At 35.3% G+C, this 21,509-nt stretch carries 23 protein-coding genes; 14 read left to right on the forward strand and 9 right to left on the reverse strand.

The annotated features are described in order from the left end of the window. Window positions 1–48 precede the first annotated feature (48 nt). The 8 genes from UH1x_RS09155 to UH1x_RS09190 all read left to right on the forward strand — a co-directional run bounded on the left by UH1x_RS09155 (window position 49) and on the right by UH1x_RS09190 (window position 6,724). Complete coding sequence (locus tag UH1x_RS09155) at window positions 49–489, forward strand: hypothetical protein (RefSeq protein WP_482626289.1); 441 nt, start codon at window positions 49–51, stop codon at window positions 487–489. A 51-nt stretch (window positions 490–540) separates the two neighbouring features. Further along, window positions 541–2,001, forward strand: coding sequence for a lipopolysaccharide biosynthesis protein (locus tag UH1x_RS09160; RefSeq protein ID WP_482626290.1), 1,461 nt, complete (start codon window positions 541–543; stop codon window positions 1,999–2,001). Then, window positions 1,998–2,432: a dUTP diphosphatase gene (dut, locus tag UH1x_RS09165; protein ID WP_405411461.1), complete on the forward strand. Its 435-nt coding sequence runs from the start codon at window positions 1,998–2,000 to the stop codon at window positions 2,430–2,432. The genes UH1x_RS09160 and dut overlap by 4 nt, the downstream gene beginning before the upstream one ends. Window positions 2,433–2,447: 15 nt before the next feature. Beyond that, the gene (locus tag UH1x_RS09170) at window positions 2,448–3,380 is read left to right on the forward strand and encodes a tetratricopeptide repeat protein (RefSeq protein WP_482626291.1); all 933 of its coding nucleotides are present in this window, start codon (window positions 2,448–2,450) and stop codon (window positions 3,378–3,380) included. A 9-nt stretch (window positions 3,381–3,389) separates the two neighbouring features. Beyond that, entirely contained in the window at window positions 3,390–4,175 is a 786-nt protein-coding gene (lolB1, locus tag UH1x_RS09175; RefSeq protein WP_482626292.1) for a lipoprotein insertase outer membrane protein LolB1, read from the forward strand. A gap of 4 nt (window positions 4,176–4,179) precedes the next feature. After that, window positions 4,180–5,403 carry a murein hydrolase activator EnvC family protein gene (locus UH1x_RS09180; protein ID WP_482626293.1) on the forward strand — a complete coding sequence of 408 codons (1,224 nt, stop codon included), beginning with the start codon at window positions 4,180–4,182 and terminating at the stop codon, window positions 5,401–5,403. A gap of 12 nt (window positions 5,404–5,415) precedes the next feature. Beyond that, complete coding sequence (locus tag UH1x_RS09185) at window positions 5,416–6,261, forward strand: aldo/keto reductase (protein WP_482626294.1); 846 nt, start codon at window positions 5,416–5,418, stop codon at window positions 6,259–6,261. A gap of 151 nt (window positions 6,262–6,412) precedes the next feature. Beyond that, window positions 6,413–6,724, forward strand: a complete 312-nt coding sequence (locus UH1x_RS09190; RefSeq protein ID WP_482626295.1) for a hypothetical protein — start codon at window positions 6,413–6,415, stop codon at window positions 6,722–6,724. Between the two features lie 101 nt (window positions 6,725–6,825). Here UH1x_RS09190 and UH1x_RS09195 read toward each other — a convergent pair whose 3' ends face one another. Then, on the reverse strand, window positions 6,826–7,338 hold the full coding sequence (locus UH1x_RS09195; protein WP_036151042.1) for an acyl-CoA thioesterase: 513 nt from the start codon (window positions 7,336–7,338) through the stop codon (window positions 6,826–6,828). Between the two features lie 60 nt (window positions 7,339–7,398). Beyond that, entirely contained in the window at window positions 7,399–8,370 is a 972-nt protein-coding gene (locus UH1x_RS09200; protein WP_482626296.1) for an HU domain-containing protein, read from the reverse strand. A gap of 92 nt (window positions 8,371–8,462) precedes the next feature. Between UH1x_RS09200 and dprA the strand changes: the two genes are divergently transcribed. Next, complete coding sequence (gene dprA / locus UH1x_RS09205) at window positions 8,463–9,581, forward strand: DNA-processing protein DprA (protein ID WP_482626297.1); 1,119 nt, start codon at window positions 8,463–8,465, stop codon at window positions 9,579–9,581. Between the two features lie 182 nt (window positions 9,582–9,763). Here dprA and trpS read toward each other — a convergent pair whose 3' ends face one another. Next, window positions 9,764–10,732 carry a tryptophan--tRNA ligase gene (gene trpS / locus UH1x_RS09210; protein ID WP_036151051.1) on the reverse strand — a complete coding sequence of 323 codons (969 nt, stop codon included), beginning with the start codon at window positions 10,730–10,732 and terminating at the stop codon, window positions 9,764–9,766. A 70-nt stretch (window positions 10,733–10,802) separates the two neighbouring features. Between trpS and UH1x_RS09215 the strand changes: the two genes are divergently transcribed. Beyond that, window positions 10,803–11,543, forward strand: coding sequence for a lysophospholipid acyltransferase family protein (locus UH1x_RS09215; protein WP_482626298.1), 741 nt, complete (start codon window positions 10,803–10,805; stop codon window positions 11,541–11,543). On the opposite strand, the gene UH1x_RS09220 is transcribed toward UH1x_RS09215, so the two are convergent. The 6 genes from UH1x_RS09220 to UH1x_RS09245 form a co-directional block, all read right to left on the reverse strand. Further along, window positions 11,540–12,094: a DUF3575 domain-containing protein gene (locus tag UH1x_RS09220; protein ID WP_482626299.1), complete on the reverse strand. Its 555-nt coding sequence runs from the start codon at window positions 12,092–12,094 to the stop codon at window positions 11,540–11,542. The two genes, UH1x_RS09215 and UH1x_RS09220, sit on opposite strands and share 4 nt — an antisense overlap. 9 nt (window positions 12,095–12,103) lie before the next feature. Continuing rightward, complete coding sequence (locus UH1x_RS09225; protein WP_482626300.1) at window positions 12,104–13,618, reverse strand: porin family protein; 1,515 nt, start codon at window positions 13,616–13,618, stop codon at window positions 12,104–12,106. A gap of 33 nt (window positions 13,619–13,651) precedes the next feature. Next, complete coding sequence (locus UH1x_RS09230; RefSeq protein WP_396632641.1) at window positions 13,652–14,218, reverse strand: RNA polymerase sigma factor; 567 nt, start codon at window positions 14,216–14,218, stop codon at window positions 13,652–13,654. A 15-nt stretch (window positions 14,219–14,233) separates the two neighbouring features. Beyond that, complete coding sequence (locus UH1x_RS09235; protein WP_036151062.1) at window positions 14,234–14,656, reverse strand: hypothetical protein; 423 nt, start codon at window positions 14,654–14,656, stop codon at window positions 14,234–14,236. An 82-nt stretch (window positions 14,657–14,738) separates the two neighbouring features. Further along, the gene (gene recA, locus UH1x_RS09240; protein WP_036151063.1) at window positions 14,739–15,746 is read right to left on the reverse strand and encodes a recombinase RecA; all 1,008 of its coding nucleotides are present in this window, start codon (window positions 15,744–15,746) and stop codon (window positions 14,739–14,741) included. A 146-nt stretch (window positions 15,747–15,892) separates the two neighbouring features. Continuing rightward, window positions 15,893–16,063, reverse strand: coding sequence for a hypothetical protein (locus UH1x_RS09245; RefSeq protein ID WP_482626301.1), 171 nt, complete (start codon window positions 16,061–16,063; stop codon window positions 15,893–15,895). Between the two features lie 56 nt (window positions 16,064–16,119). Between UH1x_RS09245 and trhO the strand changes: the two genes are divergently transcribed. The 4 genes from trhO (at window position 16,120) to UH1x_RS09265 (ending at window position 21,423) form a co-directional block, all read left to right on the forward strand. Continuing rightward, complete coding sequence (trhO, locus tag UH1x_RS09250; RefSeq protein ID WP_396632638.1) at window positions 16,120–17,151, forward strand: oxygen-dependent tRNA uridine(34) hydroxylase TrhO; 1,032 nt, start codon at window positions 16,120–16,122, stop codon at window positions 17,149–17,151. Between the two features lie 242 nt (window positions 17,152–17,393). Beyond that, a complete protein-coding gene (locus tag UH1x_RS09255) occupies window positions 17,394–18,596 on the forward strand; it encodes a PSP1 domain-containing protein (protein ID WP_036151068.1) in 1,203 nt (400 codons plus the stop codon). Next, a complete protein-coding gene (locus UH1x_RS09260) occupies window positions 18,589–19,074 on the forward strand; it encodes a gliding motility lipoprotein GldH (protein WP_036151069.1) in 486 nt (161 codons plus the stop codon). Before UH1x_RS09255 ends, UH1x_RS09260 begins: the two co-directional genes overlap by 8 nt. A gap of 3 nt (window positions 19,075–19,077) precedes the next feature. After that, window positions 19,078–21,423: a transglycosylase domain-containing protein gene (locus tag UH1x_RS09265; protein ID WP_482626302.1), complete on the forward strand. Its 2,346-nt coding sequence runs from the start codon at window positions 19,078–19,080 to the stop codon at window positions 21,421–21,423. Window positions 21,424–21,509 lie beyond the last annotated feature (86 nt).

The raw sequence follows: 21,509 nt of genomic DNA on the forward strand, positions 1-21,509 counted from the left end.
TATTAAACCCATATTACTTATTATCTTTATAAGAATAATATGGGTCTAATGAAATATGTACTTAGTTGCTTTTTAATTTTCTGTCTTTGTTTAACCAGCTGTACCTCACAAAAAAAACTACAAGCAGAAGCTCCTTTTGAGATAGGTAGCGCTACTTGTCAGCAATATGTTGGCGGTAGAGAAGAAAGTGGCTCTGGTACCGAATTACGTATTCCGGTTTCATTACTTGAAAATTCTGATATCGAATTAAATGAAGTTTATTTTCGCGGTAAGCAGGTAAAGGCATTAGTGAATATGGTTGATAATCAAAAGATGATTGTGGTTAGAATACCTAACAACAATCCTGAATCATCTGAAACTTTAGATTTAAAATTAAATACAGATGAAGCTGTTATAAGTTATAATGAAAATGGAGAAATGAAATATGCTAAAGTAAATGGCATAAAACAAAAGCAACCATTAATTTATAAGGGCGCAACCAAAAACTAACTTTGTAACTAGGCTTTTAATAGGTACTTTTATCGCCTGAATGTATAGTGCTTGAATCCACTCAAAAAACTTTTTAAACAAACTGCAATCTATGGCTTGGCAACTGTCTTGCCAAGGATGATTTCGTTTTTACTTGTGCCTATTTACACTGATGTAATGGCGCCTGGTAAGTATGGAGAAGTAACACTTATATTTTCTTGGTTTGCAATTTTCAATGTTTTTTTGGCCTACGGAATGGAAACTGCGTTTTTCCGTTTTTATAAGGAGTCAGAAAATAGAAAAAAAGTTGTTAGTACATCATTGTTGTCCATCATGGGCTCTACAGCCTTATTGGTACTAATAGGTCTTCTATTTAAGGAAAAATTATCCTTAGCTTTAAATATCGATTTGCCTTTCATGAACTATGTGTTAGGAATTTTAGCACTTGATGCCTTGGCAATTATACCTTTTGCATGGTTGAGAGCAAATGAAAAACCAATGCGTTATGCAATAGTCAAAATACTTAATGTATCGCTTAACTTAGGTCTTACCTTATTTTTCTTGATTCTGTTACCTAGGATAGCAGAAGGAACTTCTGAAGGGTTTCTGCAATCTCTTTATAAACCTGATTACGAAATTCCATATATCTTAATTGCAAATCTGTTTGCCAGTGGAGTTACTTTATTGTTAATGATTAGGGTTTACATTCGTAGACCTTACGTATTCGATAAAGATCTTTGGAAAAGAATGGTTCGTTATGCAATGCCAGTGATGGTTGCCGGTGTTGCATTTACAATCAATGAGGTATTTGACAGGTACTTACTTTCTGAATTGTTGCCTGTGGATATTGCAAAAAGTGAAATGGGTAAATATTCTGCATGTTATAAATTGGCGCTTTTTATGACATTATTTGCTACTGCCTTCCGTATGGGTATTGAACCATTTTTCTTTAGTCACTCTGACACTAAAAATCCAGAAAAGGCTTACGCACAAATAACAAATTATTTTGTGGTTATGGGAAGTGTAATATTGTTAAGTGTAGTGGTATTCGCTGACATTTTAAAACAGTTCTTAGTATTGAACGAGGCTTATTGGGACGCCATGCCAATTGTTCCTTTAATTGTATTGGCAAGTTTCTTTTTAGGTATTTACCATAATCTATCGGTTTGGTATAAAGTTACCGATCGTACAAAATTCGGTGCATATATTTCAATGATAGGTGCTGTGTTAACTATTATCATCAATCTAATATTCATTCCGTATTTCGGATATATGGCATCAGCCGTTGCAACCTTATTAGCCTATGGGACTATGATGTTGCTTTCATTCTATTTTGGGCGCATGTACTATCCTATTCCGTATAACTTTAGAAAAATTATCTTTTATTTAGGAATATCCATCTTGTTTTCTATTCTTTCATTTTACATTTTTGATAGAAACCTTTTTGTTGGTATACCGCTATTAATTCTGTTCTTGGGTCTAGTGTATAAATTAGAGTTTGAGAATCTTAAAAAACTATATGTAAACAGATGAACATAAAAATTATTAATAAGTCGAATCACGATTTACCGCATTACGAAACAAGTGCTTCTGCAGGTATGGACTTAAGAGCTAACCTTACCGAAGCTGTTACCTTACAACCCTTAGGAAGAGCTATTATACCAACTGGTCTTTTCATTGAGTTACCAGTAGGTATCGAAGCCCAAGTAAGACCTAGAAGTGGTCTTGCCGCTAAAAAAGGAGTAACAGTACTTAATGCGCCTGGCACAATTGATGCGGATTATAGAGGTGAAGTGGGAGTAATATTGATAAATCTTGGTAGTGAAGATTTTGTAGTTGAAAACGGAGAACGTATTGCACAAATGGTAATCGCTAAGCATGAACGTGCAGATTGGAATCTTGTCGATAATTTGTCTGAAACTGCAAGAGGTGAGGGCGGATTTGGTAGTACAGGTGTAAAGTAATTTTATAAAATTGAAATGAAGAAGTTGATTTTTTTGGGCGTACTCTTTGGTGTTTTTGTTACACCGAGGTTAGCGCATGCGCAAGAAAATCAAGAACTGGAAGTGGAGCAAAGCTCAGAAGTTTTTCTGGAAGAATATTCAGATACTTTTCAAGAGAACTTTTTTGAAGGGCTAAAACAAATGGGGATACGAAATTATGATCGTGCTATCACCTATTTCCTGGAATGTAAACGTCTTCAGCCGCAAAATACGGTCGTTTCTTTTGAGCTTGCTAAGTTTCATTTGTATGATAAGCAATTTATACGTGCTCAAGAATATGCATTAGAAGCGCTAAATGGTGAGCCTGAGAATTATTGGTATGCAGAAACATTGGTTGATGTTGTAGATGCCAAAAAATCTGTAATAGAAGAAGTAAAGGGAGAATTACCATGGAGCAATGCTGAGCTTAGGGGTAATTTGGCGGAAATCTATTATCTAAATGAAGATTACCTTACCGCTAAGACCATGTTAAAAGGGATCAAAACTTCTAAAAAGCAAGAGTATCTAGAAAGTAAAATAAATGACTCTATTGCTCAACAACAAAGGAAACTGGTGCCTGTAGCAAAAAAAGAAGGTGTCGTATCTTCTGAAGATTTAAATAGTGTAGAAGCGTACAAGTCAAAAATCGAAACCTTGCTTACTACTGGTTCTGACAATGATAATTTACTTGAAACAACTGAGGAGGCAATGGAGCGTTTCCCTTCTCAACCGTATTTTTATTATGCCAACGGAACAGCTTTGAATAAAGCCCTTAAATATAAAGATGCTATAGAAATTCTAGAAACTGCTTTAGATTATATTATTGATGACACTGCCTTAGAACATGCCGTTTATAAAGAATTGGCAAATGCATATACGGCTACCAACAATACCTCTAAAGCAAATATGTACCTTAGTAAAATTAAATAGGAATTACAGATGACGAAGTTTTTGAGTATGATGAAGATAGAGTATGCTTTACTAATCGTAGTAATAGCTTTTACTGCATCCTGTAAAAGTACAAAGGTGATTTCTGGTGGTACTGTAGATGCTAAATTAACGTCTAAATCGGTTATAAAAGCGCATTACCAAAATGAAGCAGGTTTTAATACATTAACAGGTAGGGTTAAAATCGATTATTCTGATGGCGAATCTTCTCAAGGTGTTTCCGTAAGCTTGAGAATGGAGAAGGATAAAGCCATATGGATGAGCGCACCACTTGGTATTGTTAAAGCTTATATTACCCCAGATAGAGTATCGTTTTATAATAAGTTGGAAAACGAATATTTTGATGGTGATTTTTCATATTTAAGCGATTTGCTGGGGACAGAGGTAGATTTTTCTATTCTACAAAACTTATTGACCGGTCAGGCAATAGTAGATTTGAGAGAGGAGAAATATGATGTTGATATTTCTGAAGATACGTATAAGCTTACGCCTAAGCAGCAAGGTGCTTTATACAAAACCTTATTTCAGATAGAGCCTAAAAATTTTAAAATGGCATTGCAGCAGCTTTCTCAACCTGCAGACAAACGCTTATTAGAAATTGCTTATAAAAATTATCAAATTATAGATAAAGAAGTTTTGCCCAATGAAATTATGGTAAAGGCTATAAGTAAGGATAAGATGAATACGATCGACCTTGAGTTTAAAAATTTAGAATTGAACGGAAAAGTCAACTTTCCATATTCAATACCAAAAGGGTTTAATGAAATAGAGTTGTAAGCAGATGTTGTTCAAATTAAAAAATGTTTTTTTTCTATTAGTACTGTTCACTGCAGTCTCTGCTATTGCGCAGACTAGTGAGCAAAAAGCCTTAGAGGAAAAACGTGAGCAGCTTCAATCTGAAATACGCGATATCAATAGATTGCTTTTTGCCGAGAAAAAGGAAAAAGGGAATGTCTTGGATCAAATGGAGGCGTTGGATAAAAAAATTACCGTTCGTCAACAGTTAATTCGTGTTACCAATCAGCAATCAAATTTGTTGAACAGGCAGATCAATACCAATATTAGAAATATAGGTAAGCTAAAGACAGAGCTGCAAGAAGTAAAGGATGAGTACGCCAAAATGATTCAGAAGTCATATCAGAACAAATCCAAACAAAATAGATTAATGTTTCTGTTATCTTCGGAAAGCTTTTTTCAGGCTTTTAAAAGGCTTCAGTATATGAAGCAATATACTGACTATAGAAAAGAACAGGGAGCTCAAATATTAGCTAAAACCGAAGAACTTTCGCGCTTAAATGCAGATTTGAACGAAGAGCGAAAAGTGAAAGAGGTTTTATTGGCTCAAAATAAAAAGGCAAAAAATCAATTATTCGCTGAAATACAGACTCAGAAAGCATTGTTGGGAACTATCCGCAAGAATGAGAGTAAGTATACCAGTGCCATTGATAAGAAAAAGAAGGAAGCTAGAAAGATTGATCAGCAGATAGAAAAGCTGATCAGAAGTGCTATTGCAGCTTCTAATAAAAAATCTGGTAGCAAGACTAAAAATACTAGTAAGTTCGTTTTAACTCCTGAAGCAACTGTAATTGCAAATAACTTTTCCGCAAATAAAGGCAAGCTTATCTGGCCGGTTGAAAAAGGTGTTAAAAGTCAAGGTTTTGGAGTATATGCCGATCCGGTTTATCCTGGAATAAAACATCAAAGTAACGGCGTTATCATTGCAACTGATGAGGGTTCAAAAGCCCGTGCCATTTTTGAAGGTGAGGTAATTGCTATTTTAGCGGTACCAGGTGGTAATAAAGGGGTACAGATCAAACATGGTAATTTCATTAGTACTTATTATAACTTATCTGAGCTTTACGTGAAAAAGGGCGATAAAGTAGCCAGTAAAGAAGAACTTGGCATTGTTTACACGAATAAGAACAATGGTCAGACACGATTAAAATTCTATCTATATCAAGATACATCTCGTCTTAATCCAGAAGAATGGGTGTATCGTCTTTAAAACTTTACACAAATGAAACAGCAACAAACAATTACGGATATTAAAGGAAGCTTTGAACTGCGCAATGGGGTTCAAATGCCTTATTTAGGCTTAGGGACTTACCAATCAGATAATGATCAAGAGGTTGTAGATGCAATAAAGAGTGCATTTCAATTGGGGTATCGTCATATAGATACTGCTGCTGCTTATAAAAATGAAGAGGGCGTAGGTAAGGGTATACGAGAAAGTGGATTAAATAGAAGTGAAATTTTCTTGGTGACCAAAGTTTGGAATTCCGATCAAGGATATGAAGAAACATTGAAAGCTTTTGATGCGAGTTTAGAACGTTTAGGTGTAGACTACCTTGATTTATATCTTATTCATTGGCCGGTTGAAGGCAAATACAAAGATACTTGGAGAGCTTTAGAGTATTTGTACGCGCAAAAGAAGATTAGAGCTATTGGTGTAAGTAATTTTCTAAAACATCATTTAGAAGATTTGATGAGCGATTGTACCGTGGTGCCTATGGTGAACCAAATGGAGTTTCATCCGCATTTAGTTCAGCAAGACCTGATCGATTTTTGTGCTGATAACGGAATTCAATACGAGTCTTGGTCTCCTTTTATGCAGGGTAAGGTTTTTGAGTTGGATATTTGTGCAGATTTAGCCAGCAAGTATCATAAGAGTGTTGCACAGATTATTTTACGTTACAACCTTCAAAAAGGTATTGTTGCTATCCCAAAGTCTGTTCATGCAAAACGTATTGCATCTAATGCTGATATTTTTGATTTTGAACTGTCTGATGCTGATATTACCTTTTTAGATGGATTGGAAACTGGAGAACGTTCAGGTCCTGATCCCGATAACTTCAATTTTTAGTAGCTAATTTTATTAATACTATTTTTCTGTTATTTAAATAATATGATTTCTTTAATTCTGAGTTATCATATTGATTTTCATGATATTATGTGAGGCTAGGTTGGTTATTTTTTCCGAATTTTACGGTATTAATCAGTAAAAGGGAACTATTATGAGCAACACGATCACTTTGAATTCAGAGTCTACTCAAAATCAATTAGAGAAGAATACTAAATCATCAAGTTTAAATTTAAACTGGTCTCTTAAGCCAATTTTGGTATATGTTGCTTTCTTAGTAGCATGTCTGACTTTAGCCTACGGAGGACTAATTGCCTATTCCATTTCCTTTTTTGTAATTGGAAGCATTGGTCTGGCTGCACTTTATATCTGGAACAATGCAAATAAAATTGAAATGGATCTTTCTTTTAAAATTGATTTAAAACAATCAGAATTAGAAAAAGATTTGTACCGAGAGGTAGCTTAGTAGAATTTTTTCTATAATAAGGTATAATATAGTTACATCTTCAGCTCCTACTATTTATCTCGAAAATAATTCGGTAAGCTACTTATATTTTATTAAGCCTACTACTTCGTAAACAATGCCTTAAGTTCAGTAGCATTATCAGGTTTCATTTTACCCGCAAGAACTAAACTTAATTGCTTTCTACGTAAAGCACCTTCAAAACGTGTAATTTCCAATGGAGTCTCAGGCGTTAGTTCAGGAACTTCCGTTGGCGTACCTGTTTCGTCTACTGCAACAAAGGTATAGATAGCTTCATTTGCCTTGGTGCTCTTGCCACTGTAGCGGTCTTCTATCCAAACATCAATATAAACCTCCATAGAAGTGTTATATGCTCTAGAAACGGCTGCTTCTACAGTAACAACACTGCCAAGCGGAATGGCTAAATTAAATGCGACGTGGTTTACAGATGCGGTTACGGTAATTCTACGGCTATGTCTACCGGCAGCAATACTAGCTGCACGATCCATACGGGCCAATAATTCGCCACCAAATAAATTTTGAAGTGCATTGGTCTCACTCGGTAAAACCAAATCGGTCATTGTAGTACGTGATGCTGCAGGAGTCTTTGCTTCCATTAATTTGAAATTTTCCGCAAAGATACGGGCATCAATAGTACTTATAAAATGTGTACGGGTTTATTTTTCGGTTAATAACCAAGCATCTTTAGACTGCGTACGTTTAATTTCACGCAACGCTTTTAACGCATCGTTTGCATTGGTATAACTATCAAAAGTTACCATGTGCAGTCCGTAAGCGTTAGTGCCATAATATCCGGCATTAAATCCACTAGCTTTAAGCTGTTCTATCTTTCTATCCGCATTACCTCTAACCCTAAAAGCTCCTGCAACAATAAAATGTGTTGCTTCACCCTTTCTCATTACTGGTTTTGCTGCTGACGTTGTAGTAGCATCAACCGTAACAGTTGGTAATTCTAATGGCGATAGGTCGAAGAAGGTAGCTTCTTGTATTTGCTTGTTTACAAACTCTTCCGCATCTTGTCTAGCAACTTGCTCGTTTGTATTTTTTTGTTGGTATGCACGATAGCCGGTTATTCCTGTAGAGAATGCCAACATTAAAATAGCAGCATATTTTAAATAAGGTCTAAAACGGCTGGTTTCTCTACGTTCAGGACTAATAACGAACGGTATTTTTTCTTCGATTTCTTCTACTTCAACCTTTAATACTTCTCTAGTAACAGGTATTGAATTAAAATTAGATAGACCGAATGATGAAGTTAAATAGTTTGTTTCATTTGCAGGTTGAAACAATATTTTATCTTCTTGATTTCTAGTTAAAGAACCAATATTATTTAAGTGCAAAGAAGTTTCTTTAACTAAAACCTCTTGCCAAGATTTTACTTGATTTTCAATTTCAACCAATGCCGTTTCATAAGAAACCTTTTCTGCATTAGATACGTAAGAAACCAAAAGGCCATCATTTGAGATGAGCTGTCTATTGAAAACAATAGATTTATTTGGCGCGCTAAACGTGTTTGTAACCACATTTAATTGGGCTGAATTTTTTTGGGTAAGGAATGCTCCAAAACCGGGAACAACAACACAGTTGTACCTATAAAGTAAATCGCTTATATAGTGTTCTAAAACCATAGGATCACAAATATGGAAAAAATATAGAGGTATAAAAACCCCTTTCGTAACTTTTTATTAACATATTTTTTTCGCTTATTTGTGAACAAGAAATGAAAACTACACAACATACTGCTGATGAACTCATTGCAATTCTTCGTTTGCAACATGTACCAAATATTGGAGATGTACTTGCAAAGAAATTAATTTCACATTGTGGTAGTCCATCCGCAATTTTTGAAGATAAAAAGGAAAATCTGCTTAAAATTGATGGTATAGGCACACATACCATCAGACATTTATTTGACTTGGAGCATTTAGAAGCTGCGGAGTCAGAATACAATTATATTATTAAGAATGATATTAGTTGTACCTATTTTTTAGATGATGACTATCCTAAATATTTAAAACATTGTATAGACGGACCTATTCTCATGTTTAAGAAAGGGAATATTGATTTACAGAATCGTAAGTTAATAAGCGTGGTAGGTACTCGTAATATTACGAGCTATGGAATGTCTTTTTGTGAGCAGTTTATTGAAGAAGTAGCTCCTTTAGAACCGGTCATCATTAGTGGATTTGCATACGGAGTAGATATTTGCATTCAAAAAGAAGCGATAAAGCACGGATTGCAAACCATAGGTTGTTTGGCGCACGGTCTAAATCAAATCTACCCAAAAGTACATGCCAAGTACCAAGCCGATGTTCTAAAGAATGGTGGTTTTTATACAGAATTCTGGAGTACAAGTAACCCAGAACGTGAGAATTTCTTGAAACGAAATAGAATAATTGCTGGTGCAAGTGAAGCTACGGTTGTGGTTGAATCTGCGGAAAAAGGGGGTAGTCTTGTAACTGCGGATATTGCCAATAGTTATAATAGAGATGTTTTTGCCGTACCTGGCAGAACTACGGATAAATACAGTTTAGGTTGTAATAACTTGATCAAGCAACAAAAGGCTCACGTAATGACATCGGCGGCAGATTTAATTTATTTGTTGGATTGGGATATTGAAGAAAAAAAGAACAAGAGCATTCAAAAACAATTGTTTATTGAATTGGATGAGGTAGAACAGAGTATTTACACCTATTTACAGAATAACGGAAAGCAAATTTTGGATAGTATCGCCTTAGAGTGTAAACTGCCTATTTACAGAACATCATCTACCTTGTTAACGATGGAAATGAAGGGGGTAATTAGACCTTTACCAGGAAAATTGTTCGAGGCTATTTGAGAATTTTACAAACTACTCAGTTTGTTTTTATGTCGTTTGTATAAAATACCTCATTAAATACACACTTAATCGATATTTCTGATTTTAATATCGATATACAAATTGCAAAGGGTGGATTATTAAAAACAAAAAACCGACCACTAGGTCGGTTTTTGATATTTGTAATTATTTTGTGCTGGTAGTTAATAACCTAACTTTTCACGAACTCTTTCTAATACTCCGTCAGCTACTTTTCTGGCTTTTTCAGCGCCTAGTGCTAATGCATCATCAATCTCGTTTAAATTGTTCATGTAGTATTCAAACTTCTCTCGAGGTTCTTCAAACTTATTTACAATCACTTCGTAAAGTGCTTGTTTTGCATGACCATATCCATAGTTTCCTGCTAAATAATTAGCACTCATTTCTTCTATTTGTGGCTCACTTGCCAATATTTTATATAGTGCAAATACATTGTCAGTAGAAGGGTCTTTAGGATCCTCCATTGGTGTGCTGTCTGTTTGTATCCCCATAATCTGCTTACGTAACTTTTTATCGGTCTGAAAAAGACTGATTAAATTACCCTTGCTCTTACTCATTTTGGCACCGTCTGTACCCGGTATGTACATGGTTTCTTCTTGCACCTTTCCATCAGGTATAACAAAAGTTTCACCTAATTGCGCGTGAAAACGAGATGCAACATCTCTTGTCATTTCTATATGTTGCATTTGATCTTTGCCAACAGGAACAATATCTGCATCATATAATAGAATATCCGCAGCCATTAACATGGGGTAGGTAAAGAGTCCGGCATTTACATCGTCTAACCTATCTGCCTTGTCCTTAAAAGAATGAGCAAGTGTAAGACGTTGGTATGGAAAAAAGCAGCTTAGGTACCAAGACAACTCGGTGGTTTGTGGTACGTCGCTCTGTCTGTAAAAGACTGTATTCTCTATATCCAAACCAAAAGCAAGCCAGGTTGCGGCAACAGCGTAGGTGTTATGGCGTAGTTCTGCGCCATTTTTAATCTGTGTCAACGAATGCATATCTGCGATAAATAGAAAAGATTCGTTAGCCGGATCATTTGCCATTTCAATTGCTGGCTTGATCGCTCCTAGAATATTTCCTAAATGTGGGGTTCCTGTACTTTGAATGCCTGTTAAAATTCTTGCCATTTTCTTTATTCTATGAAAGCAAAGGTAAAACAAATACAAAAAAACTATCGTAAATAACTACTTTTGATTTATGCTTAAATTGCTTAAACGGGCCTTACAAACGATATATCGAATTTGGTTTTATATTCTAGTAGCCATTCCTATTCTACTCTTTTTTCCATTTCTTGTCATTTTTGCTTCAAGAGAAGCTTGGTACCCACAGTTTTTTTGGATGGCAAGAAATTTATGGGCAAGGTTTATACTGTATGGTATGTTTTGTTTTCCTAGAGTGAAATATGATCAACGGTTAGTTAAAAAGAAGAGCTATATGTTGGTGGCTAATCATACCAGTATGCTTGATATTATGCTAATGTTAATCGTTAGTAGAAATCCGTTTGTATTTGTAGGTAAGAAAGAATTGGTCAAAATACCTTTATTTGGATTCTTTTATAAGCGCGTATGTATCATGGTAGATAGAGATAATACCCAAAGTAGAACGGCTGTTTATAGAAGGGCACAAAGAAGATTACAACAGGGTTTAAGCATCTGTATTTTTCCTGAAGGTGGTGTGCCCGAAGAGCATATATTATTGGATAAGTTTAAAGATGGAGCTTTTAAAATGGCCATTGCTCATAAAATACCGGTGGTACCCATGACTTTTTATGACAATAAGGAGCGATTCTCTTTTACATTTTTTAGTGGAGGTCCAGGTAAATGTAGGGCTAGGGTGCATTCATTCGTAGAAACACATTCTATACGGCCAGAAGATACGGCAGAGCTTAGAAATAACGTTAGGGAGACAATACTTAATGATTTAACTAAAAATAGCTAGAACCTGTAACCAAGGTTAATACCTCCTTTACCAATAATTGTAAAACCTCTATCGTTTTTAAATAGATTGCGACCCATACCCAAATCTATTTCGACGATAAAGCCTCTTTTGGTTAATAATTTTACACCCGTGCCAATACCTAAAGCAAAATCGACAACATTGTCATCGTATCCAGAATTTGAAAAATAGGTGTCCGTTGGTTCGTCATAATAGGAATCGTAGGTGTAGTCATCAACAGAATTCAGCATCCCAAAAGCTTCTACGAAAAAACCAGAGGCATATTTCTTTCCGAAATATTGACGATAGTAGGGCGCTACATAATAGTTGACGTCAAGAGTCTCATCATCGAAAGCAAACAATACATCGATACCCATCGCAGACTCCTCGTTCATTAAATATTGATAATCTACTTCAATAGCTCCCAAGATTAAAAAAAGACCGTTTATTTTTAATTCATGATGTTCTTCAGAAGTAATATTCGCGTCACTCTGGTTTTGAGAATATATAATACCGCTAAAAAGACAAAAACAACTTAAAATGTAATTCTTCATATTTAATCTCTAAAATTGAAAGGTGAGTCCGCTATAAACCCCAACTGAATACGGTCTAAAAGTCCCATTAACATCAGAAAATGTGTTAAGTTGGTACTTAAAAATTGGTTCAACATTAAAACGGACGTTTTGTGAAAAATTATAATTTAACCCTAGACCCATATTGGCACTAAAATTAAGGTCGTTAATATTGTTTGCCTCTCCAATTTCAGTAGTTAAATCTCCAGAGGTTAGTGAAACCGAATTGTCCAATAAAAACAGTGAGCTAACACCACCAATAAGATTTATTCCAAATTTCTTATCAATCAATGCATAATTTAATTCTACAGGTAGTTCAAGATAACCGAACTGTTGAGACATAAAGCCTTCCCTTGTTGGGCTTTTTGCGGTAATATCTTGTACAGAATTCATAGTATTGAATTTTTCTGAGGCAACCCTATTGCTAGAAATTTTCAGGGTACTTGAAGTTTCAGCATAATCAATACTAGCTAATTGTCCGCTTCTGGATTCTAAAGTGGATGAAGATGAAAAAGCAACATCTTCTGTATCATAACCATAATCTACTTTATTGATTCCCGAACGAATAGTGAGTTTTTTAGTTACTGCATAAGCTACCGATACTCCGTAACTCATATTTACATTGCCTGATTTTGCATTAGGACTAAAAATAGAGTTCACCGGTGAACCTTCTCCAAGTGCATTAAAATATACCGGTGCTACATTTGGACCTGCAGACCATCTATTACTAGCAACTTTCTGCTTTTTAAATTCTTCTTGATCTTCTATTTCTTCAAAAATGGATTTCTTGTTAGGCTCTTTTTCTTCCGCAATTTCTTTGACAACAGTATTCGCAGCTATTGCATTTTCTTTAGCCATATTATTTGAGTCTGACTGAATAATAGCATCCGTATGGTTGTCAGCAATCGTCTCTTTTGTTTTTTGGATATGGTTAGATGAACTTTCAATATCATTTTTAGCAGTTGATGTGTTAGCAGTATTTTCAGCCATCAATGCTTCATGCGCTGTAGCATTATTACCCGAAGCAGTTGTATTTTTTTTCGCAATAGAGCTTACTAGTTCAGAGTTCTGGTTTGAATTATTATTAACAACTGCTATGCTGTTATAATCATCTTTGTTGTTTAGTGAGTTGCTTTTAGCATCTGAAGATTGTTCTTTTTTAACCGTAGTAGATTGCTCAACTATTGGGTTGGTGTTGTTATCTATAGAATCAATAAAAACCTCAGTTTTGGTAGTTCTTTGAATATCATTAATTACTTCTGATTCGTTATCAGTATCTACCAAAATTTCATTGGTAGTGTGTTCTTCGGTAAAAGGATTGAATACTAATAAACCAATCATTATAGCAGCTGCAATGCCCCCAAATGACCACCATAAAGGAATGATTCTTTTCTTTTTTCTTTTGTCCAATGACGCATCAATCGCACGCCAGACCTTATTGTCTGGTGTTTGCTTGAAGTCCGATAACTTATCTCGGAAAAGTTCGTCTATATTTTTCTTCTGCATCTAGTATTATTTCTGTTTATAATCAAAATGAGATTATAAAAAGTGTGTTGATATTATAATTAAGACACTAACAATTGATTGCGTGATCTTAGTTTCTATTTTTTCTTTTAACAATGCGCGTGCCCTGGCAAGATTTGATTTAGAGGTGCCCACTGTTGTTCCCAGCATTTCGCTAATTTCTTTATGCGTATATCCATCCATAACGTATAGGTTGAATGTAGCGCGGTATTTATTGGGTAATTCTTGTATGTAACTTAATAGGGTTTGTAAGCTAATATCGTCAAAGGCATTATCTACGGTTACTTCCTCTTCTGTATTATCTGTAACTACGTTTAAGTATTCTTGCTTTCTATATTTTTGTAGCGCCGTATTAACGGTAATTCTTTTCATCCAACCTTCAAATGAACCTTTGTTTTTAAACTGACCTATTTTGTCATAAATGGTCATAAAACTATCGTGTAAGGTGTCTTCTGCCTGTGATTTTGATTTGGAGTATTTAAGGCATATACCAAATAGCGTAGTGGCATAGGCTCTATATAAAAGTTCCTGTGCTTTACGGTCTCCTTTTTTACAATTATGTATGAGTTCTTCTAGACTCACAAATGGTTGGTTGTTTTAAGGGTTGTTTACTGGAACGACAATTTCCATATATTCTGCCTCTCCGTCGCTATTATCTCCTTTATAAAATTTAAATGTATAGGGTTCGGTATAAATTACCTGGAAGTTGAAAGACGCTGTTTCTTCTATTAATTCTTCCATACAATCTTCAAAATCAGTTCTTACCGCCCCTATGGCAACAACACTTCTAACGGTCAGGGAATCTTTAACAACGTCAAAACCTTCATAGTTTGTGCAACTATCCGGTTTTAAATAATTTACAGAAATCGTATAGACCTCATTGAGATCAAAAGATTCTGGTACTTCTGCATCAACAATTTCCAATGCTGTGAAATGGAAATTGGCGTCATCATCATCAATAGAACAACCATTGCATATAAATGCTAAGACCAAAGTCAATAACATCAACTTAATTTTCATCGTACAACTATTTTGTAATAAGATGAAAAGTAACTGCAATGGTTGCGTTAACTCATTTATGTTTGCTTAAATAAGACTGATTTTAAGCATTCAAGGCAGCAATGGCTTCTCTAATTTTGCCATCTAATTCCTCAAACAATTCAGGATTATCTAAAAGTAGGTTTTTAACCGCATCACGGCCTTGACCTAATTTTGTGTCACCATAGCTGAACCATGATCCACTCTTTTTTACTATTTCGTATTCCACACCTAAGTCAATCACTTCACCAACCTTAGATATGCCTTCACCATACATAATGTCAAATTCAGTGGTACGGAAAGGTGGAGCTACTTTATTCTTAACAACCTTAACTCTGGTCTTGTTACCTTGAACATTACCATCTGTATCTTTTATTTGTGTAGATCTTCTAATATCTAAACGAACGGATGCGTAGAATTTAAGTGCATTACCACCAGTAGTGGTTTCTGGGTTACCGAACATTACACCAATTTTTTCACGTAATTGGTTAATGAATATAACAGTACAATTTGTTTTACTGATAGAACCGGTAAGCTTTCTTAATGCTTGTGACATTAAACGTGCATGAAGACCCATTTTAGAATCTCCCATTTCACCTTCAATCTCACTTTTTGGAGTTAAGGCAGCAACAGAATCGACAACTACAATATCTATAGCCCCTGATCTAATTAGGTTATCGGCAATTTCCAATGCTTGTTCACCATTATCTGGTTGAGAGATAATTAAATTGTCTATATCTACACCTAATTTTTGTGCGTAAAAACGATCAAATGCATGCTCTGCGTCAATAAACGCTGCTATACCTCCGTTCTTTTGTGCTTCTGCAATTGCGTGTAAGGTAAGGGTGGTTTTACCTGAAGATTCCGGTCCGTAAATTTCAATTACACGACCTCTTGGGTAACCGCCTACGCCTAATGCTATATCTAAACCTAAAGAGCCAGAAGGTATCACTTCAACATCTGCAACAACGCTATCTCCCAGTTTCATTACAGCGCCCTTACCGTAGGTTTTATCCATCTTGTCAAGGGTCAACTTTAATGCTTTTAATTTTGCTTCTTTTTCAGAACTCATTCTCTATTTTTTTGGAAAGCTAAATTACCAAATCTTTTTTGAATTGAACAATATTGAAATGATTACGCAACCATTTTAATTAATCGCAATCTTTTATTAAACATAAGTTACTTAATTGGTTATCAATCGCTTTTAATTTTAAGCGATTATAGGTGGTTATCTCCTTCATGTATGTTTTTCAATAATGCTATGAAAAAGAGAAGAATGGAATAACCAATAAGGAGTCTTGCTAAAATCAAGGCTCTTTTTTTATGCTTTAAGGTGGTTAAGCTTAATAAAATAGGTGCATTTTTCAATATTATAACTATTTTTGCCATTCAAAATTTTTCTATAAACCTTCTGTCTAAAGGCAGACTTAAATTATTAGTATAGCATGCAACTGTACAATACGTTAAGTGCAATAGAAAGAGCAGCTTTAATTGAAGAAGCGGGTAAGGAACGCCTTACCATCTCTTTCTATACCTATGCACACATTGGTAATACCAACATTTTTAGAAACCACCTTTTTATCAACTGGAACGATATGGATGTTCTTGGGCGAATTTATGTTGCCCATGAGGGTATTAATGCCCAACTTTCTGTACCAGCTGAAAATTTCAATGTTTTTAAAGCCCATTTAGATAGTATTTCATTTCTGGAGAATGTGCGACTTAATATTGCAATTGAGCAAGACAATCTTTCATTTTTAAAGTTAAAAGTGAAAGTGCGTAAGAAAATTGTAGCGGACGGATTAGAAGATAATTCTTTTGACGTAACCAATAAAGGTATTCATGTAGGTGCAGAAAAGTTCAATGAACTTATTGAAGACCCAGATACCGTTCTGGTAGATATGCGAAACCATTATGAAAGTGAAATAGGTCATTTTAAAAATGCCGTTACTCCAGATGTAGATACTTTTAGAGATTCCCTGGATATTATTGAACGCGATTTAGCAGATCATAAAAAAGATAAGAAACTGGTAATGTATTGTACCGGTGGTATTCGATGTGAAAAAGCAAGTGCTTATTATAAACACAAAGGTTTTGAGCAAGTATACCAATTAGAAGGTGGAATTATTGAGTACACAAGACAAGTAGAAAAGAATAATCTTGAAAATAAATTCAAGGGTAAAAACTTTGTATTTGACCATAGAAGGGGTGAGCGTATAAGTGATGATGTTATTGCCAATTGTCATCAATGTGGAGAGCCTTGTGATGAGCATGTTAATTGTGCCAACGAAGCTTGTCATTTATTATTTATTCAATGTAAATCTTGTGCAGAAAAAATGAACGATTGCTGTTCAGATGCTTGTAAAGAAGTGCATGAGCTACCATATGAAGAGCAAAAAGCTTTACGAAAAGGAAAAGTGGTCAGTAATAAGATATTTAAAAAAGGACGATCAGAAGTACTGAAGTTTAAAAAGTAGGCTTTATCATTCCATAAGGTTTATGTCTTAAACTATGTGATATATTATAAAAAGGCAGCGTTTTTCGCTGTCTTTTTAAGTTTTAAACACGGTCTTCATTTATTGGTAAAGTCACTATTTAAAACCATCACCGCTAATTTCACTTTTATTTCACATTAAAAAAACTGTATCTTTACCTATAAGTTTTTTATGAACCTTTTTTGGTGAATTTTATATAATTCGACCAAACCAATATATATAATATGAGTTGTAGTAGTTGTTCTACCGGTAAGGATGGACAACCAAAGGGATGCAAGAATAACGGTACTTGCGGTACAGATGGTTGCAATAAACTGACAGTCTTTGACTGGCTTTCAAATATGTCGCTCCCTAATGGGGAACGACCATTCGATTTTGTTGAAGTAAGATTTAAAAATAGTAGAAAAGAGTTTTTTAGAAATACAGAGAATCTCTCACTTTCCATTGGCGATATCGTTGCCACACAAGCACAATCTGGTCATGACATTGGTATGGTTACCTTAACGGGAGAGCTTGTACGCGTGCAAATGAAACGGAAAAAAGTGTCTTTCACTGATGAAGAGGCGCCAAAAGTGTATAGAAAAGCGAGCCAGAAAGACATTGATATTTGGCAGAAATGTAGAGATAGAGAAGAAGAAATTAAGAAAAGAGCACGTGAAATTGCCATCATCTTAAAGCTTCAAATGAAGATTTCCGATGTGGAGTTTCAAGGTGATGGATCAAAAGCTACTTTTTACTATACAGCCGATGAACGAGTAGATTTTCGTCAGTTGATAAAAGATATGGCAAAAGCTTTCGGTATTCGTATTGAAATGCGCCAAATAGGGTATCGCCAAGAAGCACAGCGACTTGGTGGTATAGGTTCTTGTGGTAGAGAGCTATGTTGCTCAACCTGGCTAACGGATTTTAGATCGGTGAGTACTTCTGCAGCTCGTTACCAACAGTTATCATTGAACCCACAAAAGCTTGCAGGTCAATGTGGTAAATTAAAGTGTTGTTTAAATTATGAGTTAGATGTGTATTTAGACGCATTAAAAGATTTTCCTTCACAAGACACCAAACTGTTTACTGAAAAAGGACTTGCTTTTTGCCAGAAAACCGATATTTTCAAAGAAATGCTATGGTTCTCATATAAAGAGGATCCGGGTAATTGGCATGTACTTTCTAAAGATCAGGTAAATGAGATTTTAGCAAAGAACAAGAAGAAAGAGAAGGTTTCTAGTTTGGAGATGTACGCAATGGAAGTTGTCGTAGAAGAAAAAGTCGTTTTTGAGAATGTTGTTGGTCAGGATAGCCTTACCCGTTTTGATAAGCCTAAAGGCGGAGGAAATAGAAACAAAAACAGGAACAAGAATAAAAACCGCAACCGCAACAAGAATAAGAACAAGAATAGAAATCGTAACAGAAATCAAAAGAAGGATGCGTAGTATATTTTGTTGTTTTTTAGCACTTGTGCTATTTGCTTCTTGTGACAGCAATATTATAAAAACTGAATACCAAACTTTAGAAGACGGGGTGTGGAACAAAGACAATGTTCTTGAATTCTCCCTGTCTAAAATGGATACCGTTGCAGCACATGATATCTTTATCAATGTTCGTAACGATAATACTTTTCCTTACAGCAACTTATTTATTATTGCTTCATTGACTACGCCTGAGGGCGAAGTAACTAAAGATACCTTAGAATATGCGATGTCATTGCCAGATGGTACATGGCTTGGTAAGGGTAGTGGTAGTATCAAGGAAAATAAATTATGGTATAAAGAAAACATCGTTTTTTCATCTTCTGGCGTATATACTATTGAGGTATCACAAGCGATGCGAAAAAATGGTAATGTATCTGGAATTATTGGTCTAGAAGGTATTACAGATGTTGGTATAGAAGTAACAAAAAGCACCCCGTAAACAATGGCAAAACAGGTAAAGAAAAAAACAACGAATAGTTTTTCTAAATTCATTTTATGGTTTTGGATTTTGTTTGCATCGGGTATTGCTATTGTGGCTTTGATATTTTTATCTGCTTCATGGGGGTTATTCGGTGAATTGCCACCTTATGAATATTTAGAAAATCCGCAGACAAACTTGGCATCACAGATTATCTCTTCAGACGGTAATTTGTTGGGTAAATTCTATTTAGATGATAACCGTACGGATGTAAAGTTTGATGAGTTACCTGATAATTTGGTAAATGCTTTGATTGCAACAGAAGATGCTCGTTTTAAAGATCATTCTGGTATAGACGCTAGAGGTACAGTTAGGGCTTTTGCATATTTAGGTAGCAAAGGTGGTGCAAGTACCATTTCTCAGCAATTAGCACGTCAGCTCTTTGTTGGTGTACGATCAAGAAGTAAGTTCGATGCTGTAAAACAAAAGATTAAAGAGTGGGTGTTAGCCATTAGACTTGAGCGCAGTTATACCAAAGAAGAAATCATAAGTATGTATTTTAATATTTATGATTTTGGTAATAATGCCGATGGTATACGTTCTGCTGCTCGTATTTATTTTGGTAAAGAGCCAAAGGACCTTAAAGTTGAAGAGTCTGCCATGTTGGTTGGTATGTTCAAGAACTCATCGTTATTCAACCCTATGCGTAGGGAAGAAATGGTAAAGGATCGTAGAGACGTAGTTCTTGCCCAAATGGCAAAATACGATTACATCACCGAGGTAGAGAAAGATTCGCTACAGGCTATGAAGATGGATATTAATTATAATCCTGAAACGCATAGTGTAGGTTTAGCTACTTACTTTAGAATGTACCTACAGCGATTCATGAAAGATTGGATAAACAAAAATCCTAAACCTGCGATAGGTGATGAACCAGATAAGTATAATCTGTATTTAGACGGATTGAAAATTTACACTACTATCGACTCTAAAATGCAGGCAAATGCAGAAGAAGCGGTCAATGAGCATATGACTAAATTGCAAGCAGAATTTTTTCATCAGAATACACCAGATAGAAATAAAACAGCTCCTTTCTTAGATATTACTCCAGAAGAAACGAAGAAAATCATGGAACGCGCCATGAAAAATTCTGAACGTTGGAAAATCATGAAAGCTGCCGGAAAATCTGAAAAAGAGATTCGCGAGTCTTTTGATAAGAAAACCGAAATGACGGTTTTCGATTGGAAGAGTCCGACCAAAGAAAAAGATACTATTCTTACCCCAAGAGATTCCATTCGTTATTACAAGGCTTTCTTAAGAACGGCAATGATGTCCATGGAGCCACAAACGGGTCATGTAAAAGCATGGGTAGGTGGTATCAATTACAAGCACTTTCAATATGACAATGTAATACAAGGAGCAAGACAGGCGGGTTCTACTTTTAAACCCTTTGTATATGCTGCGGCTATAGATCAATTACGATTATCACCTTGTGAAACTCGCCCAGATACGCAATACTGTATTGAAGCTGGCAAGCATGGTAATGTTGAGCCATGGTGCCCAAGAAATTCTAATCTTAAGTATTCAGGTAATAGTTACACCCTTAAAAAGGCATTGGCTAATTCTGTGAATACGGTTACGGCACAATTAATAGATGAGGTAGGTCCAAAATCTGTTGTTAGTATGGTACGTAACTTGGGTCTTTCCGGTGATATTTTAGAAGTACCTTCCATTGCTTTAGGTACTGTAGATGTTAATGTGTATGAAATGGTAGGTGCCTATGGTGCTTTTGCCAACCAAGGGGTGTACGTGAAACCGGTAATGGTAACCCGTATAGAAAATAAAGATGGTACCGTATTGTATGAATATGTACCAGAGACTAAAGATGTGTTAAGTAAAGATGTTTCATACGCTATTTTAGATTTAATGAAAGGTGTTACTCAAGGTGGGTCAGGTACACGATTACGTACTACTGGCTATAATAAGTGGAGACCAGAGTATGATGAGATAATTACTGGCTATCCTTATAAATTGACAAACCCTATCGCAGGTAAAACAGGTACAACGCAAAACAATAGTGATGGTTGGTTTATGGGTATGGTTCCTAATCTAGTTACCGGTGTTTGGGTAGGTGGTGAAGAGAGAGCTGTACACTTTAAAAGTATTACCTATGGTCAAGGGGCATCAATGGCACTACCAATTTGGGGCTTGTATATGACGAAAAATTATGCAGATGAAGAACTGGGTATTTCCAAAGAAGATTTTGAACGGCCAAGTAATATGTCTATTGAAATTGACTGTGAAAAATTTGCTACGGATATCAAAGAAGATAATGATATTGAAGATGACCTGGAAGATTTAGATTTCTAGAGAACATTATTAGATGATTTAAAAAAGGTCTTAGCATTCGCTAAGACCTTTTTTATTTTTTCCCATTTATAATCGGTATTTTAGTA

This window comes from Maribacter sp. UH1, assembly GCF_056839145.1.